The sequence below is a fragment of the Streptomyces sp. NPDC002838 genome (genome assembly GCF_040295365.1).
Taxonomy (GTDB): Bacteria; Actinomycetota; Actinomycetes; order Streptomycetales; family Streptomycetaceae; genus Streptomyces.
The window spans coordinates 293456-307235 of the sequence record NZ_JBEOVF010000004.1 but is presented as its reverse complement, the minus strand read 5'-3'; the positions used below and the strand labels follow the sequence as shown (position 1 = coordinate 307235).

The 13780-nt window shown below is 68.1% G+C and carries 11 protein-coding genes, 1 tRNA gene and 1 pseudogene; 11 read left to right on the top strand and 2 right to left on the bottom strand.

Features of this window, described 5'->3' with window-relative positions; genetic code table 11:
- Positions 1-2: 2 nt before the first annotated feature.
- Positions 3-359, bottom strand: coding sequence for an SCO3933 family regulatory protein (locus ABT063_RS08445; RefSeq protein WP_351056423.1), 357 nt, complete (start codon positions 357-359; stop codon positions 3-5).
- A 150-nt stretch (positions 360-509) separates the two neighbouring features.
- Here ABT063_RS08445 and ABT063_RS08440 point away from each other — a divergent pair, with 150 nt between their 5' ends.
- From ABT063_RS08440 to ABT063_RS08400, 9 genes and pseudogenes are all read left to right on the top strand, one after another.
- Positions 510-881 carry a GntR family transcriptional regulator gene (locus ABT063_RS08440; protein WP_351056422.1) on the top strand — a complete coding sequence of 124 codons (372 nt, stop codon included), beginning with the start codon at positions 510-512 and terminating at the stop codon, positions 879-881.
- A 234-nt stretch (positions 882-1115) separates the two neighbouring features.
- Positions 1116-2330, top strand: coding sequence for a helix-turn-helix domain-containing protein (locus ABT063_RS08435; RefSeq protein ID WP_351056421.1), 1215 nt, complete (start codon positions 1116-1118; stop codon positions 2328-2330).
- An 18-nt stretch (positions 2331-2348) separates the two neighbouring features.
- Positions 2349-2834 carry an NUDIX domain-containing protein gene (locus ABT063_RS08430; RefSeq protein ID WP_351056420.1) on the top strand — a complete coding sequence of 162 codons (486 nt, stop codon included), beginning with the start codon at positions 2349-2351 and terminating at the stop codon, positions 2832-2834.
- A gap of 21 nt (positions 2835-2855) precedes the next feature.
- Positions 2856-3289, top strand: a pseudogene (locus ABT063_RS08425) (NUDIX hydrolase).
- 388 nt (positions 3290-3677) lie between these two features.
- On the top strand, positions 3678-4769 hold the full coding sequence (locus ABT063_RS08420) for a hypothetical protein (protein ID WP_351056419.1): 1092 nt from the start codon (positions 3678-3680) through the stop codon (positions 4767-4769).
- Positions 4770-5123: 354 nt separating this feature from the next.
- Positions 5124-5630, top strand: coding sequence for a hypothetical protein (locus tag ABT063_RS08415; RefSeq protein WP_351056418.1), 507 nt, complete (start codon positions 5124-5126; stop codon positions 5628-5630).
- A complete protein-coding gene (locus ABT063_RS08410; RefSeq protein ID WP_351056417.1) occupies positions 5630-5896 on the top strand; it encodes an effector-associated constant component EACC1 in 267 nt (88 codons plus the stop codon). The genes ABT063_RS08415 and ABT063_RS08410 overlap by 1 nt, the downstream gene beginning before the upstream one ends.
- 499 nt (positions 5897-6395) lie before the next feature.
- Positions 6396-6686 (top strand): hypothetical protein, encoded by a 291-nt coding sequence (locus ABT063_RS08405; protein WP_351056416.1) that lies wholly within the window; start codon positions 6396-6398, stop codon positions 6684-6686.
- Between the two features lie 118 nt (positions 6687-6804).
- Positions 6805-6894, top strand: a tRNA-Arg gene (locus ABT063_RS08400).
- Between the two features lie 103 nt (positions 6895-6997).
- Here ABT063_RS08400 and ABT063_RS08395 read toward each other — a convergent pair.
- Positions 6998-9784: a helix-turn-helix transcriptional regulator gene (locus tag ABT063_RS08395; RefSeq protein WP_351056415.1), complete on the bottom strand. Its 2787-nt coding sequence runs from the start codon at positions 9782-9784 to the stop codon at positions 6998-7000.
- A 178-nt stretch (positions 9785-9962) separates the two neighbouring features.
- Here ABT063_RS08395 and ABT063_RS08390 point away from each other — a divergent pair, with 178 nt between their 5' ends.
- Positions 9963-12770 (top strand): AAA family ATPase, encoded by a 2808-nt coding sequence (locus ABT063_RS08390; protein WP_351056414.1) that lies wholly within the window; start codon positions 9963-9965, stop codon positions 12768-12770.
- Positions 12767-13753: an alpha/beta hydrolase gene (locus ABT063_RS08385; RefSeq protein WP_351056413.1), complete on the top strand. Its 987-nt coding sequence runs from the start codon at positions 12767-12769 to the stop codon at positions 13751-13753. The genes ABT063_RS08390 and ABT063_RS08385 overlap by 4 nt, the downstream gene beginning before the upstream one ends.
- Positions 13754-13780: the final 27 nt, after the last annotated feature.

Here is a 13780-nt window from a genome sequence, read left to right as displayed (position 1 = left end):
GATCAGGCCGCCTCAGACTGAGAGGCAGCGGCGACAAGCGAGGTGACGGCGACCGCCCGGAAGGCGATCCCGTGCCGCTTCTGGCCGTTGAACTCGTTCTCCCACGGCCGGGCGATCAAGCCCGTGAGGGCAACCGGAGTGCCCATGGCCAGCTCGCCGGAGATACCCGGCTCCGGGACGGTGATGGACAGGATCTCCACCTCGTCGTTCGCCGCGAACATCACGTCCACGGTCATCAGCTTCGCGCCGGTCTCGGCATCGGTGGCGATCTCGCCGGTACGGCGGTCCTTGACCTTAGGCTGCGGGGTCTTGGCGACCATCACGGTCGCGGCGGAGGTGTCGACGGGGATCTGACGCATGGTGCGCTCCAAAGGTCGATGAACTTGACGTACTTAGTACGTCATCTTGGATTAGAGGATGAACCTGTACTACTTGGTGTGTCAAGTGGTTCTCTCGACGGGTGTCCGCGCGATGTGCTGCACTAGGTACGACAACCACTGAGAGGGGCTATGGCCGACTTCACCGCCGGGCGCGCCGCGTACTTGCAGATCGCTGACGAGTTCAAGCGCCGGATCCGCGACGGAGAGCTATCACCCGGGGAGAAGCTGCCATCTGAGGCGGAGCTGATGGCACAGCACTCTGTGTCGCGCACCGTCGCCCGCCAAGCGATCTCGCGTCTCCGTGAAGATGGCTACGCGATCTCTCACCAGGGCAAGGGCAGCTTCGCAGCGCTGCCGGGCGAAGGAGGCCCCAGCAAGCGCAGCCCTGAGTTCGAGCAGATCACGCAGTACCTGTCGGAGGTCCGCCAGGATGTGCGCCGTCTTGCGGAACGGATGGATCAGCTGGAGGACTTGGTTCGTAAGCAGGCGCAAGGGCGATGACCAGGGCTTCGGCTCGGCGTGCGACCTCTGCCAGCTCATCACCAAGTCCCCTTATCTGGTTGATCAGTTCTCGTCGCTCTGCCGGGCTCAGCACTGTCACAGCCCTTTCGTCGCCCTCTCGATCTGACAGCCCCTCGGCTTGTCATCAACGCTAGGACCGGACCGACTCATCACCCCGGAAAAACTCTCCGGGGCCGTACTGAGAGACGGGTGGACGCTCTTCCCATGCGAGGAATGACGACGAACCTGACGATCGGTGAGCGAGTCGCTTGGTACCGCCGTAGGCGCGGCATGCCCCAGGAGGTGTTGGCGGGGCTCGTCGGCCGTACGGTCGACTGGCTGAGCAAGGCCGAGAACAACCGGCTGGAGCTGGACCGCCTCTCGGTCATCAAGTCCCTGGCAGACGCGCTCGACGTGTCTCTCGGAGATCTGCTCGCCGAGCCAACTCTCATGGACTGGACCCAGGACAGCGGCAATCGCACAGTGCCGGCACTCCGGTCGGCCCTGATGAACTACCGCCAGCTCACGCCGCTGTTGGGACTGCCGACCGAAGGGGAACCCACGCAGCTGGAGGAACTGCGAAGCAGCGTCACTGAGGTGATGGACGCCTACCAGGCTTCCCGCTATGCCTTCGCGACCCGCCGCCTGCCTCTGCTGCTAACCGACGCGCTCATAGCTGCGCAGGCGTACGAAGGCACCGACCGCGAGGAGGCCAACGAGCTGTTGGCGCTGACCTACCAGAGTGCCGCCATGGTCCTCGGCAAAGTGGGCGAGGTAGATCTCGCATGGATCGCAGCCGATCGCGGATTGGGCGCAGCACAGCAGTCCGGCAATTCTGCGGTGACGGGATCACTCTTCCGGTCCGTGGCCCACTGTCTCCTCACAACTGGCCGCTTCGACGCTGCCGTGCAGCTCGTCGGCGACGCAGCCGACTACCTTCGGCCCGGGCTCACCGGCGCCAGCCATGACTTCCTGTCGATCTACGGCACGCTGTTCCTCGCTGGTTCGATGGGGGCGGCCCGAGCAGATGACCGCTCGACTGTGAGGGAGTTCCTCGCCGAGGCCGACCAGGCGGCTCGCCAGCTCGGGCGGGACGCGAACCACATGTGGACCGCGTTCGGCCCGACCAACGTCGATATCCACCGCGTGGCCACGGCGGCGGAGATGGGGGACATGCAGGTCGCCATCGACCTAGGCCCACAGATCGACACCAGCGGCCTCCCCACTGAGCGTCGTACGCGACACAACATCGAGGTTGCTCGCGCGCTCAGTGCGCACAATCGCATCGATGACGCGCTGGCGATGATCCTTGAGGCAGAGTCTTGGGCCCCTGAGCAGGTACGCAGCCACTACCTCGCGCGTGAGCTGGTCCTCACGTGGGTCCGGAACCACAGGGGACGGCCGAGCCAGGAGATGGCGGGACTGGCCGATCGGCTGCACGTGGTCTAGGTGGGTACGCTCGGCTGCATGGCAGCGAACGAGCACGAAGCGAAGATGGCGCATCCGCGCATGGCCGCGGGTGCGCTCTTCTTTGATGCGGACGGGCACGTCCTCATGGTGGAGCCCACGTACAAGGACTACTGGGACATCCCCGGTGGCTACGTCGAGACCGGCGAATCGCCGTTGCAAGCTGCCAGCCGAGAGGTACGCGAAGAGCTGGGGATCACGCCCGCCCTCGGTCGTCTCTTGGTCGTCGACTGGGCGCCCAATGCTGCCGAGGGCGACAAGGTGCTGTACCTGTTCGACGGCGGAGAGCTCACGCCGGAGACAGTGGAGGGCATCCTTCTCCAGGCCGACGAGCTGAAGGCCGTCAGGTTCGTCCGCCCGAGCGAGATCACAGAGCGGACTATCCCGCGACTGGCCCGCAGGATCCTCGCAGCGATCGAGGCCCGCGCCGAGAGCACGCCGGTCTATCTCGAGCACGGCCAGGTGCCGGGCGACGCAGCGGCGTAAGAGCGGCGGGGAGCGCGGGGAGTGCCGGAGAGCCCAAGACACTCAGTCTCAGTCGCAGGGATCACCGTCCGGGCAGACGGCAGGATCCTCGCCATCCGCAGGGCGGACAACGGCACCTGGGAGCCACCCGGCGGTGTCCTGGAACTGCATGAGGCCCCACAGGCAGGCGTCGTACGCGAGGTTTTCGAAGAGACCGGCATCAAGGTCGACGTCCGCCAACTCACGGGCGTCTACAAGAACATGAATCTGGGCGTCGTGGCTCTGGTCTTCCGCTGTGACCCATCGGCCGGCACCGAGCGCCTGTCCAGCGAATCAACCGCGGTCGACTGGCTCACGCCCGACGAAATCCGCGAGCGCATGTCCGAGGTCTTCGCGATCCGGGTCATGGACGCCTTGGACGGCAACGCCCTCATGTACGGAGCCACGACGGCAAACGCCTCATCCCAGCGGGATAGAACTTTCCCTACTTCATCAAGGCCCGCGCACGGCGCGGGCGCGCGCCGCCTATGCGGCGCGGCCTGCCTCCTGTCTTCGCCCCGGCTGGCCGCGCCCGGCGGCGCGCTCGGCGGCTGCGGGCATGAAGGGGGGAGACACCCTCTGTGGCTGGGGCGGTCGGCTCCACGGCTTTAGGCAGCCACTTTGGGGCGAGCCTCTAAGATCATGGCCCCAACGTCGTGCTTTAACGGGCAGGTCCACAGACTGCCCGACGCGCCGGAAGCTTACGGGGCCATGATCACTCGCCCCAAAGCAGCTCCAGCCCAAAGCCGCTCCACCGACCGTGTGGTCACCTGTCAGGTCGGGCAACATGAGAGCACGCTGTAGGCCGGACTAGCGGGAGCCGCCATGCCGAAGAGAAGCGACTTTGAATGGCTGGAAGACCGACCTGATTGGATAAAGAACGCCTATAGGCTCAAGCTAGAGGTGGAATACCGTCGGACCCACGGAACGTCATTTCAGTTCCTATTCGATCGAATCATGCGATCGATTCACGGTGACGACTACACTGCCACAGCTACGTATGGGAATGAAGGGGACCTCGGGTGCGATGGATTCCTTAGGTCACGGAAAGTCTTCTTTGCCGTCTATTCGCCGAGCCCCTATTTCAAGCTCGCTGAAGCCCGCAACAAAATGAAGGCGGACCTTGCCCGCTTCGAAGAGTGTTGGCAGATACCGAAGCAGGTGAAGCAGTGGACTTTCGTTGTCAACTACCCCGGGGTACACCCATCCATGCTGGCTCTAGCTCAGGAATTTGAGGAACTTTATCCCGGCCTGACGGTCGCGGTCTGGAGCCGCTACGACCTCACTCAGCAGTTCCTAATATTCGCACGTATTGATCTGCTGCTACCCGAGTTCGGTTCAGTCGAGAAGAAGGTGCAGGAGCTGGCCCCTCTTCATTTTGTGCCGGAGGATACAGCACTACCTAGCGAGGAGGCCACGCTCACCTACCGTCGACTCTCAGCTCGGATCACATGCCAAAAGGCCGAGTACGACCAACTGACGAACGAATGGCTCGATCGCCTCGGTCAAGAGCCGCTGAACTGGATGATGGTGCACATTCAGTTCCTTGTGGGTGCCATGGCTTCAGTCGGAATGATGGGTTCCTTCGCCATCGAAGACCCACCCTTGCGGCGACTTAAATTCGAGACGGCAGTCGCGGATTTCGCCTGGAGGAAGTACTTCAAGACCGCATGGGGTGTTCCTGCCTCTCTCATCTTTCAGGAGGACTACAAAAAGGAATACCCCCTTATCGGTGACGATGTTGACATGCTTTTTGGCGTTTGCCTTGTTCAGGACGCGCTTACCTTGGCAACCATTCGCCTGCATTCGCGCATAACAGGGCTGTGGGAGAATGAGATCCTTGAAGAGGTATGGTCGTATGTGACTAACATCAAGATCCATCCCGAGTGGCGCCTGGCGGTGTTGCTCTTGGGGTAGGTAATCGACTACTGCCCCGGTGTGCAATGAAAGGTGGCTCCATTGTCTGGTGGCCTGCCTGCCCCGCTCCCCATCTGGGCCGCTTGATCGCGACATCTGATCCCCCCCAGGCCTGCCCCTGGGCCGTGCGAAGTCGACCAACGCTGACCGTCGGTACCACAGGTGACTACCCCCACCCCGCTCTGCCCTGAGACCCCACGCCTGCCCCAAGGCGCCACGTCTACCGAAGTTGCTTCGAGCCCTTCTGGCGCCGAGACCCCTTCTGGCGCCGAGACTGACGAAACCACTGCCGGGCCGCCACGCTCTGCGCTACAAATGGGGGACGATGCTGCAGTTAGCGCAGAACGGGGGCTCATGTCGTCTTCTTCAACCGGCACGCCTGGAAGTAGCACCGCAGGGACGTCTCCGCCCGGTCCCTCGACACCGGGCGCAACCACGCATCCGAAATGGAAGCTGGCGACCGTCAAGATGGTCAACTGGTTTACGTTCGGTGTTGTTTTCGCGGTCATGCCAATCATTGCTGGTTACTTCATCGGTGCAACGCGCGGTAGTGAAAGAACTCTCACGGACCTTATCGGCCACGGCGAGTTACTGATCGTTGCAACCGGGCTGTCCGCTGCCGCTGCGGGGCAGGCGTTTACGATGAAGCATGCGAAATTCGGAGTGCTACCTCGACTCCTGGGCTGCGGCAACGTCCTAATCGCCGTTTTCACAACACTGTGGTTCGCTGACATCTCCGCAGCGCTGGGAGATAAGCGGGAAATCGACGAATCCTTTGTGCGCACGTATTCCTTGTGGTTTTTCTCGGCTGCTCTCGTCACGAGCTTTAGTGGTGCCCTAGTGGCGGAGTTGGAGCAGTGATGGGGTCACTTCTCGCAATTATCGGAAGCGCTCTATCCAGCGGGGTCGCTGCAGCATCTGTCGCAGCGGCCATCACAGCTTGGAGGGCGGCACGTGGGCGTAGGGAAGGTGCAACGATCACCATCGAACGGAATGGTAAAACGATCGCAATCACGGTAGGCGATGCTAACGATGAAGAGGAAGTGCAGCGAGTTGTTGCACAGCTAATGGAAGACTCGAAGGCGGACGAGAATGAAGTTTCGGCTAAGTCTCCACCCTCTGAGTGACTCTCTTCGGGTAACTGCAGCTGAACGTCACCTAGGAGTCGCCGGGGCAAGAGGCCCGCGCCCGAGGTGAGTGTCTAACTGCGTGACGACGCGGACGATCAGCAGCAGACAACGGTGCTTAGACGCCCGTCCAAGTTGCTTCGGGTTAGCAGGGCTCATCGGCAAGGCATGTGTAAAGGGGGGACGCTCCACCACTGGCAGTGACGGCAACGACGGCAGGCAGCGGCGGTACTCGGCGACCCGGCGTGGTGGCGGCACGAGACAGTCCGACCGCCCCACTACGGCGTGCCCGCATCTTCTAAGCGCTTGGTCGAGGCCGCCCGGGCCGTCGCTGGGCCGTCCGAGGTGACCCAACGCCGACCATCAACGACAGAAGCCCACGGCATCTGTGCTGACTGTCCTCAGTTTCGCTGAAATAGCTGGCCCGGCAGCGGACTTGATATACACCTGCTTGACCGAGCAGGACGGCACGTAAGCCAGGTAGAAGGACGGGACAGAAATGCGCGGAAGGGAACTGCCGTACCCAGACGGGTTCGGCCAAGAGGACGCGGCGCAGTGGATGCAGGAGTGCTACGCCAGTGAGGGCGTCGACCGCTCCGGCGAGCCCGCGGTGCTAGTGCGCGCGAGCGCTCCAACCAGCCGCGAAGTGTTCCACGGCGACGAACAGTGCGGGCTCATGGTCGGCGAAGGCCGGCAGTTGGATGACGCCAGCTGGATGCTGCTGGGCGACGCGCAGGCGGTGGGTTACAGGCCGTGCGAGCGGTGCGGTTCACCCGAGACGAAGAGGTGACCCGGCATCGCAAGATCACGCAGTAGCTCAATCAGTTTCACAGGACCCGCCCGTCAGTCTGGCTGCCGCTGGTCGAATGCGTGTCGAAGTTGGCGGCCCGCGAAGCTGACCTCGAACAGCGCCGCAGGTCGGGAGCGCCTTGCATCGCAAACACCAGGCGCCTTCTAAGCGCTTGGCCGCAGGTTCGAGTCCTGCCGGGGGCGCTCCACTGCTTTGTACTTCTCCACACGTCAGGTGCGGCATCCGACCTACAGTGCCTTGCTGTCCCGGACCGCCGGAGATCCCCGACAGGCTCGCCTCCCGCCCGAAGCTCATCGCGGCTGCTCGCCGGGGCCGGAGCCGAGTGCGTCGCGCAGTTGGGCGCGGCCGGTGATGCCCAGCTTCGGGAAGATCTTGTGCAGGTGGAAGCCGATGGTGCGCGGGGAGAGGTACAGCCGGGCCCCGATGTCGCGGTTCGTCAGGCCTTCCGCTGCCAGTTGGGCGATCTGCAGCTCTTGCGGCGTCAGGTCGGCCGGGGTCTCGTGCGCGGCGGATGGCGCCACGATCACGCCCGCCGCACGGAGTTCGGCGGTGGTGCGTTCGGCCCAGGGGCGTGCGTCCAGGCGTTCGAAGATGTCGAGGGCCGTGCCGAGCAGCGGTCGCGCCTCGGCTGCCCGTCGGCGGCGTCGCAGCCACTCGCCGAAGTCCAGGTGGGCGAGGGCGTATTCGAAGGGCCATCGGGCGCCGGCCGGGTCGCCGCTCGTCGCCGCACGGAAATGGGGCTCCGCGTCGTCGGGGTCGCTCAGCAGGGCCGAGGCGCGGTGCACGATCGCGGCCAGGCGGGCGGAGCGGGACTTCTCCAGGGTCCGCTCGGCGGTGTGGAGCACGGTGCGGGCGTCGTCCGTCTGTCCTGCGCGGACGGCTGCGGCGGCGAGGTCGGCGAGGTAGTAGAGGGAGGCGTGGTAGTGGACGGGGGCCGGACGGGCGTCCCGGGTGAAGACGCGGCGCAGCTGCTCGTACGCCTGCTCGTGATCGCCCTCCGCGAGGGCCGCCATGCCGAGCGCGTGGCGGTGACGCACGTACAGGCTGCGGGACTTGCGCAGGTCCCGGCCGCGGACGGCGTCGTCCACCTGGGCGCGCGCGGCCGCGTGGTCGCCGCGGGCGGCGCGCAGTGTGGCCTGGAGGATCGGCGCTCCCACGGTGACGTTGTCCGCGCCTGCCTCCGTTGCCATCCAGAAGGCTTCCTCGGCGGCGGACTGGGCCGCGGTCCAGGCTCCGCTCTCGAACAGGGCCAGAGCGAGGGCTTGTGCGACGGTGCAGTTGGTGCCGGCCGTCGCGGCCCGGCGCAGCTGGTCCATGGCCCGGTCGAGCAGGCGTACGGCCTCGTCGGTCTCGTCCAGGATCCAGGCCGCGGCGCCGAGCGCGACGAGGTCGGACAGGGAGCCGTCCGGCATGGTGTCCACCGCGTGGGTCAGGCTCTTCAGGGTCTGCTGCCGGTCCGTGAACGGATGGCCGGCCGCCAGTTGCCAGACGCGGTCGGATTCGTCGGGCTGCGGTGCGATGAGACCGTTGACGCGCCGGATTTCGTGCCGGTAGCGGGGGTCGCCGGAGTTGTACGCCGGGGTCGCGGCCGTTCCCAGGGCGCTCAGCGCCAGGGCCGGCGCCGGGGCGGCCATGGACTCGGCCACGGGCAGCAGGAAGGCCAGGGAGTCGTCGTGCCGCAGCGTGACGGCGAGTGACCAGCCGGCACGCAGGGATGCCTCGGCGAGGAGTTGGGGGTCGTCGGTCAGGGCATCGACCCGGCCCGCGATCTCCCCGACCCACTGCGGATGGCCCGCGTACATGGCGGACGTGGCCGCGGCGAGCAGGCGGCGGGCGCGCTCCTGCGGCTCCGGGGTGAGTTCGGCGGCGCGTTCCAGGGCGGTCGCCGCGGCCGCGTGTCCGCCGCGGTGCTGGAAGCGTTCCGCGCTCTCTGCCAGCGCGCGGGCGACCTGTTCGTCGGGGCCGAGTGCGGCGGCGGCGAGATGCCAGGTGCGGCGATCGGGTTCGTGCGCGAACGCGTCGGCGAGCGCCAGGTGGGCCTCGCGGCGTTCCGCGAAGGTCGCGGCCTGGTAGACGGCGGAGCGGACCAGTGGGTGGCGCAGTCGCACCTGGCCGCTCTCGACGCGCACCAGCCCTGCCTGTTCGGCGGGTTGCCAGACCTCGGGCCCCTCCGCGCCGGGGGCGGCGTGCAGGACGTCCGATCCTCGTGCGGTGCCCGCGGCTGCCGCCAGGAGCAGGACGCGTCGGGTCGTGGGCGGCAGGGTGGGCAGGTCGGCGGCGAAGAGGTGCTCCAGCCGGGCGGTGAGCGGGAGCGAGCCGAAGGAGCCGATGTCACTGCTGCCCGGATCCTTGGCGAAGGCTCGCGCGAGTTCGATGAGTGCCAGGGGGTTCCCGGCGGCTTGCTGGAGGATCTGGGTCCGGATCCGGCCCCGGGGCGGCTGCGGCTGTGTGTCCAGCAGGAGCCCGGCCGCGGCTCGGCTCAGCGGGCCGGCCGGCAGATGCGGGAAGTCGCGGTCGAAGCGCGCCGGCACCGCCTCGTCGCGTGCGGCGAGCAGCAGGGCGGCGGGTTCCCCGTCCAGGCGCCGGGCGACGAACGCGAGCACGTCCAGCGAGCCGACGTCCAGCCACTGGGCATCGTCGACGGCGATCAGTAACGGGCGCTCCGCCGCCGTGTCCGAGAGCAGCGTCAGCACTCCGACCCTGATGGACAGCGGGTCCGGCGCCGGTGATCCGTCGGTCCGGTCCAGGCCGAACGCGTGGCGCAGGGCGTCGCGCTGCGGCGGGGGAAGCCGGTCGACGCCGGCGAGGACCGGGCTCAGCAGCTGATGCACCCCCGCGAAACCGAGGTCCTTCTCGCCTTCGCAGCCTCGCACCCGGAGCACGCGTCGACCGCGCGCCGTGGCCTGCGAGGCGGCCCAGTCGACCAGGGTGCTCTTGCCCGCTCCCGGCTCGCCGGTCAGCACGAGCACCTTGGGGCCGCTCCCGTCCACGGTGTCGACCAGCTGCGTGATCCGCGACATCTCGTGGTCCCTGCCGAGGATTTCCAGGCTGCGCTCCCGCTCGGCACCGAAAACCATGATGTTCCCTTTCCCCCAACCCACCGCGTCGACAAATCGGCATCCTGCCAGGCCTGTTGCCCGGCTCGGGCAGGAGTTCGCTTTCCGGACAGGCGCGCATGACTGGTCACATGACAGAAGCGATGCCTTCCGAGTCCCTGACAGCATCCGATCACCGGGGCAGGACACGGAAACGGTGGTGGGATTCGAGGTGCTCAGCGACACGACGCCGATCGGCCGGGAGTCGGAAGTCGACCGGATCCTGTGGTCCGTCGACGGGCGCCGCGGCCTGCCACAGGCCCTGCTCGTGCTGGGGGAGGCCGGCACCGGCAAGACCCGGTTGCTCCGGGTCGCCGAGGAGAAGGCCCCAGGATGCGGGGCCAGGGTCTTGTCGGCGCGGGGGTGTTCCTCGGAAGCGCGGCAGTCGTTCGCATCCCTGCACCAGCTCCTCCTTCCGGTGCTGGGCGAGATCGATGCGCTGCCGGAGCACCAGCGGCCGGCACTTCGCGCCGTCTTCGGGCCGGCTCCGGACGCCGCTCGGCCGGAGGGAATGGTCCTGCGCGTCGCGGTCCTGGCGTTGCTGAGTCACCTCGCGCAGGCAGGCCCGGTCCTGCTGACCGTGGACGACCTCCAGGACTGCGACCGTGACTCCTTGGACGTTCTCTTCTTCGTGACCCGACGACTTACCGACCAGGCCGTGACCGTGCTCTTCACAGCACGGGGCGAGGCTGCCCCCGTCGGGGTTCCCGCGGATTTCCCCGTACTGTGCCTCGGACCGCTGTCACGGCGGGCCTCGGCTCGGCTGCTGGACGCTCAGCCGGGTGCGCCCACCGGACGAGCCAGGCTGGACCTGCTGAGGCAGGCGGAGGGGAACCCGCTGGCGATCATCGAGCTGAGCAGGGCCGCACACAGCGGTACCCGGCCGTCACCGGCGGGTCGGGAACCGCTGCAGACCCGCCGCGTCCAGCAGATGTTCGCAGCACAACTGGGCGCCCTGCCGGAAGGGACACAGCGCGCGCTGTTGTACGCGGCAGCCGCCGCGACGCAGGAGGAGCTCACGACCGTCATGGCCGCCTTGGGCACCCATGACCTGAAGGTATGGGTCCCCGCGGAGGAGGCCCGCCTGATCGCCATCGCCGACGGCCGTCTCGCCTTCCGCGATCCGCTGATGCGCACGGCGGCGTTCCACGGGCACTCCGCGAAGCTGCGCCAGCGGGCACACCGGGATCTGGCCGCCGTATGCGGGCACCGCCCCGCGCGGCGGGCCTGGCATCTGGCCGCGGCGGCCATCGGCCCGGACGAGTCCGTGGCAGCCGCCCTGGAGGAAGCCGCCGACCGCGCTCGGGAGGACCGTTTCACCGCGGCTACGGCCCTGGAACAGGCCGCGCGCCTGAGTCCCGGCGACGACGACCGCGCCCGCCGTCTCGCCGAGGCCCTGATCGCCGCGAGTGATCTCGGCGACCCCGGATGGGTGCGCGACCTGTACACGGCGCTGAGCGAGATGAGCCCCGACCCGGAACTGATGTGCGTCGCGGCCTGCGCCATGAGCGGAGCGCTGTCACTGCTCTCGTTCCAGCGGGAGGCCTTCGACCTCCTGCTCAGGGCGGCGCAGGACACACCCCCGGGCAGCGCCACGACGGCCCTCGCGCTCGCGGCGGTCGCCACGGGCATCGCCTGCCAGTCCGGACGCCCCGAGCACCGGCGGCAGTTGCCGCGCCTGCTCGACCAGGCCGTACGGACGGCGCGGGCGGAGAACGACCGGAGCGGTCAGCAGGACCACCGGCCCCTGCCCGAACTCGCCGGTGCCGACGTCCTGGCGTCCCTGGAAGCCGTCGTCGCGACCGGAGTCGATCCGGCCGCCCACGCCCCCGGCGCACTGCGCAGGCTGACGGTGCCGGGACTCGGTGCCCTCGACGGTCCGGGCCGGCCGACCCGGCTGCTCGCGACCGCCTCGGTCGCCTACTGCGCCGACGAGTCGGACCTGTGCGCGGAGCGGTACCGGCAGGCGGGCGAGCTGCTGCGTGCGCAGGGCGCCCTGGGCCCGTATGCCTGGGTCCTCCCGGCCCAGGTGGACACGCTGCTCGGCACCGGGCGGTGGGCGGAGGCCGAGGACCTGATCGACGAGGGCCTCTCCTACGCCGTCGTCCATCGGTGGACCCGGGTCGAGGCGGACCTCGAAGCTCTGGGAGCGACCCTGCGCGCACTGCGCGGCGAGAGCGTGCCGGGCACGCAGTTCACCGGCCCGAACCGGCGCTCCGTCGGCCTGGACGAGAACCGGGCCACCCATGCCCGGATGCTTCGGGCCTCCGGTCTGACGGCCATGGTCCTCGGAGACGGAGACGGTGCCTTCCGGCATTTACGGGCGCTGTTCACGGCCGACGGCTCCCCCCTCGACCCCTTCCTCTCCCCCCGCTGCATCGCCGAACTCGCCGCCGCAGCCCAGCGCACGGGCCGGCAGCGGGAGGCGGCGCGCGTCCTCGCGGAGGTCCGACGAGGCCAGGGTGACCGGCCGACGACCCGGATGACGCTGCTCATGCACCATGCGGCGGCCCTCGTCGACGCGGATGCCGACTCCGAGCACCACTTCCGGCTGGCCGTGGTCAATCCGGAGGCGGCCCGGTGGCCCCTGGAACGGGCCCGGGCCCGCCTGGACTACGCGATCTGGCTGCGCAGGCGCAGAAGGCCGCTGGAGGCACGCGCCCAGCTGACGGTCGTACTGGAGGAGGCGGCCCGGATCGGTGCCCGTCACCTCGCCGCGTCGGCCCGGAGCGAGCTGCGCGCGAGCGGGGTGGCCCGTGCGCCCAGGTCGGCGGATCCGCTGACCGAACTGACCGCCCAGCAACAGCAGATCGCGCGGCTGGCCGCGGACGGCCTGTCCAATCGCGAGATCGGCGAACGGCTCTTCCTCTCGCCGCGTACGGTGGGCTCGCACCTGTACAACGTCTATCCCAAACTCGGCATCAGCAGCCGCCATCAGCTGCGCGACCTGCTGGTGCACGAGAGGTGACCTACCGGGAGCGCCCGTCCCCCGTGGTTCTCGACCCGCTGGCGCAGCGGCTCGTCGACGCGTCCTCGGCACCGCCCTTTCTGCACGAGCTGCGACCGGTCGACGGCCGGCAGGCCCTGAGGGAGTCCCAGGCCCACCTGGTCGAGGACTTCGAGATGGACGCCACTTTCCTGCTGACACCCGTGGGACCGTCCGGGCTGGTGGGCTTCTGGATCTTCAGACCGGCCGGCGCGGAAGGCCCGCTCCCCACCATGCTCTACGTCCACGGCGGCCGCTGGATGCTGGGAGACGCGCAGACCCATGCCCGGCTCATCAGCGAACTCGTACTCGGCGCGGGCGTGGCCGCCGTCGTCCCCGAGTACGGCCGCACTCCCGAGGCCCGCTATCCCGTGGCCGTCGAGGAGTGCTACGCCCTGCTGACCTGGGCGGTCCGTCACGCGACGGAACTCGGGCTCGACACGGACCGGTTGGCGGTCGCCGGGGACTGCGCCGGCGCCACCATGGCCACCGCGCTCACCATGCTGGCGAAGTCACGCGGCGGCCCGGGGATCCGCGCGCAGTTGCTGTACTACCCGATCACCGACGCACACTGCGACAGCCCCTCCCAGCGGCAGTTCGCCACGGGGTATCTGCTCACCCGGGATGCCCTGCGCTGGTACTGGCGGCAGTACAGCGACGATCCCCGGGAGCTGGCCGAGCCGACCGCGTCCCCGTTACGGGCGAGCCCGGCGGAGCTGGCGGGGCTGCCGCCGGCCCTGGTGATCACGGCGGAGGCCGACGTGACGCGGGACGAGGGCGAGCGGTACGCGGATCAGCTGCGCCGCGCCGGAGTCGAGGTGACCGCGGCCCGCTTCCTGGGCACGGTCCACGACTTCGTGTCACTGAACGCACTGCGCGACAGTCCGCCGACCCGGGCGGCCGTGCGGCAGGGCGCCGCCTTCCTGCGCTCTCTGCTGAGCGGCGCGGACCAGTCGACCGACTGATGCGTGCGCGACCTGGCCGAAGGCAGG

Excerpts from the sequence above, each read along its gene's own strand:
- ABT063_RS08445 (WP_351056423.1), bottom strand. The coding sequence starts at position 359 with ATGCGTCAGATCCCCGTCGACACCTCCGCCGCGACCGTGATGGTCGCC.
- ABT063_RS08440 (WP_351056422.1), top strand. The coding sequence starts at position 510 with ATGGCCGACTTCACCGCCGGGCGCGCCGCGTACTTGCAGATCGCTGAC.
- ABT063_RS08435 (WP_351056421.1), top strand. The coding sequence starts at position 1,116 with ATGACGACGAACCTGACGATCGGTGAGCGAGTCGCTTGGTACCGCCGT.
- ABT063_RS08430 (WP_351056420.1), top strand. The coding sequence starts at position 2,349 with ATGGCAGCGAACGAGCACGAAGCGAAGATGGCGCATCCGCGCATGGCC.
- ABT063_RS08420 (WP_351056419.1), top strand. The coding sequence starts at position 3,678 with ATGCCGAAGAGAAGCGACTTTGAATGGCTGGAAGACCGACCTGATTGG.
- ABT063_RS08415 (WP_351056418.1), top strand. The coding sequence starts at position 5,124 with ATGTCGTCTTCTTCAACCGGCACGCCTGGAAGTAGCACCGCAGGGACG.
- ABT063_RS08410 (WP_351056417.1), top strand. The coding sequence starts at position 5,630 with ATGGGGTCACTTCTCGCAATTATCGGAAGCGCTCTATCCAGCGGGGTC.
- ABT063_RS08405 (WP_351056416.1), top strand. The coding sequence starts at position 6,396 with ATGCGCGGAAGGGAACTGCCGTACCCAGACGGGTTCGGCCAAGAGGAC.
- ABT063_RS08395 (WP_351056415.1), bottom strand. The coding sequence starts at position 9,784 with ATGGTTTTCGGTGCCGAGCGGGAGCGCAGCCTGGAAATCCTCGGCAGG.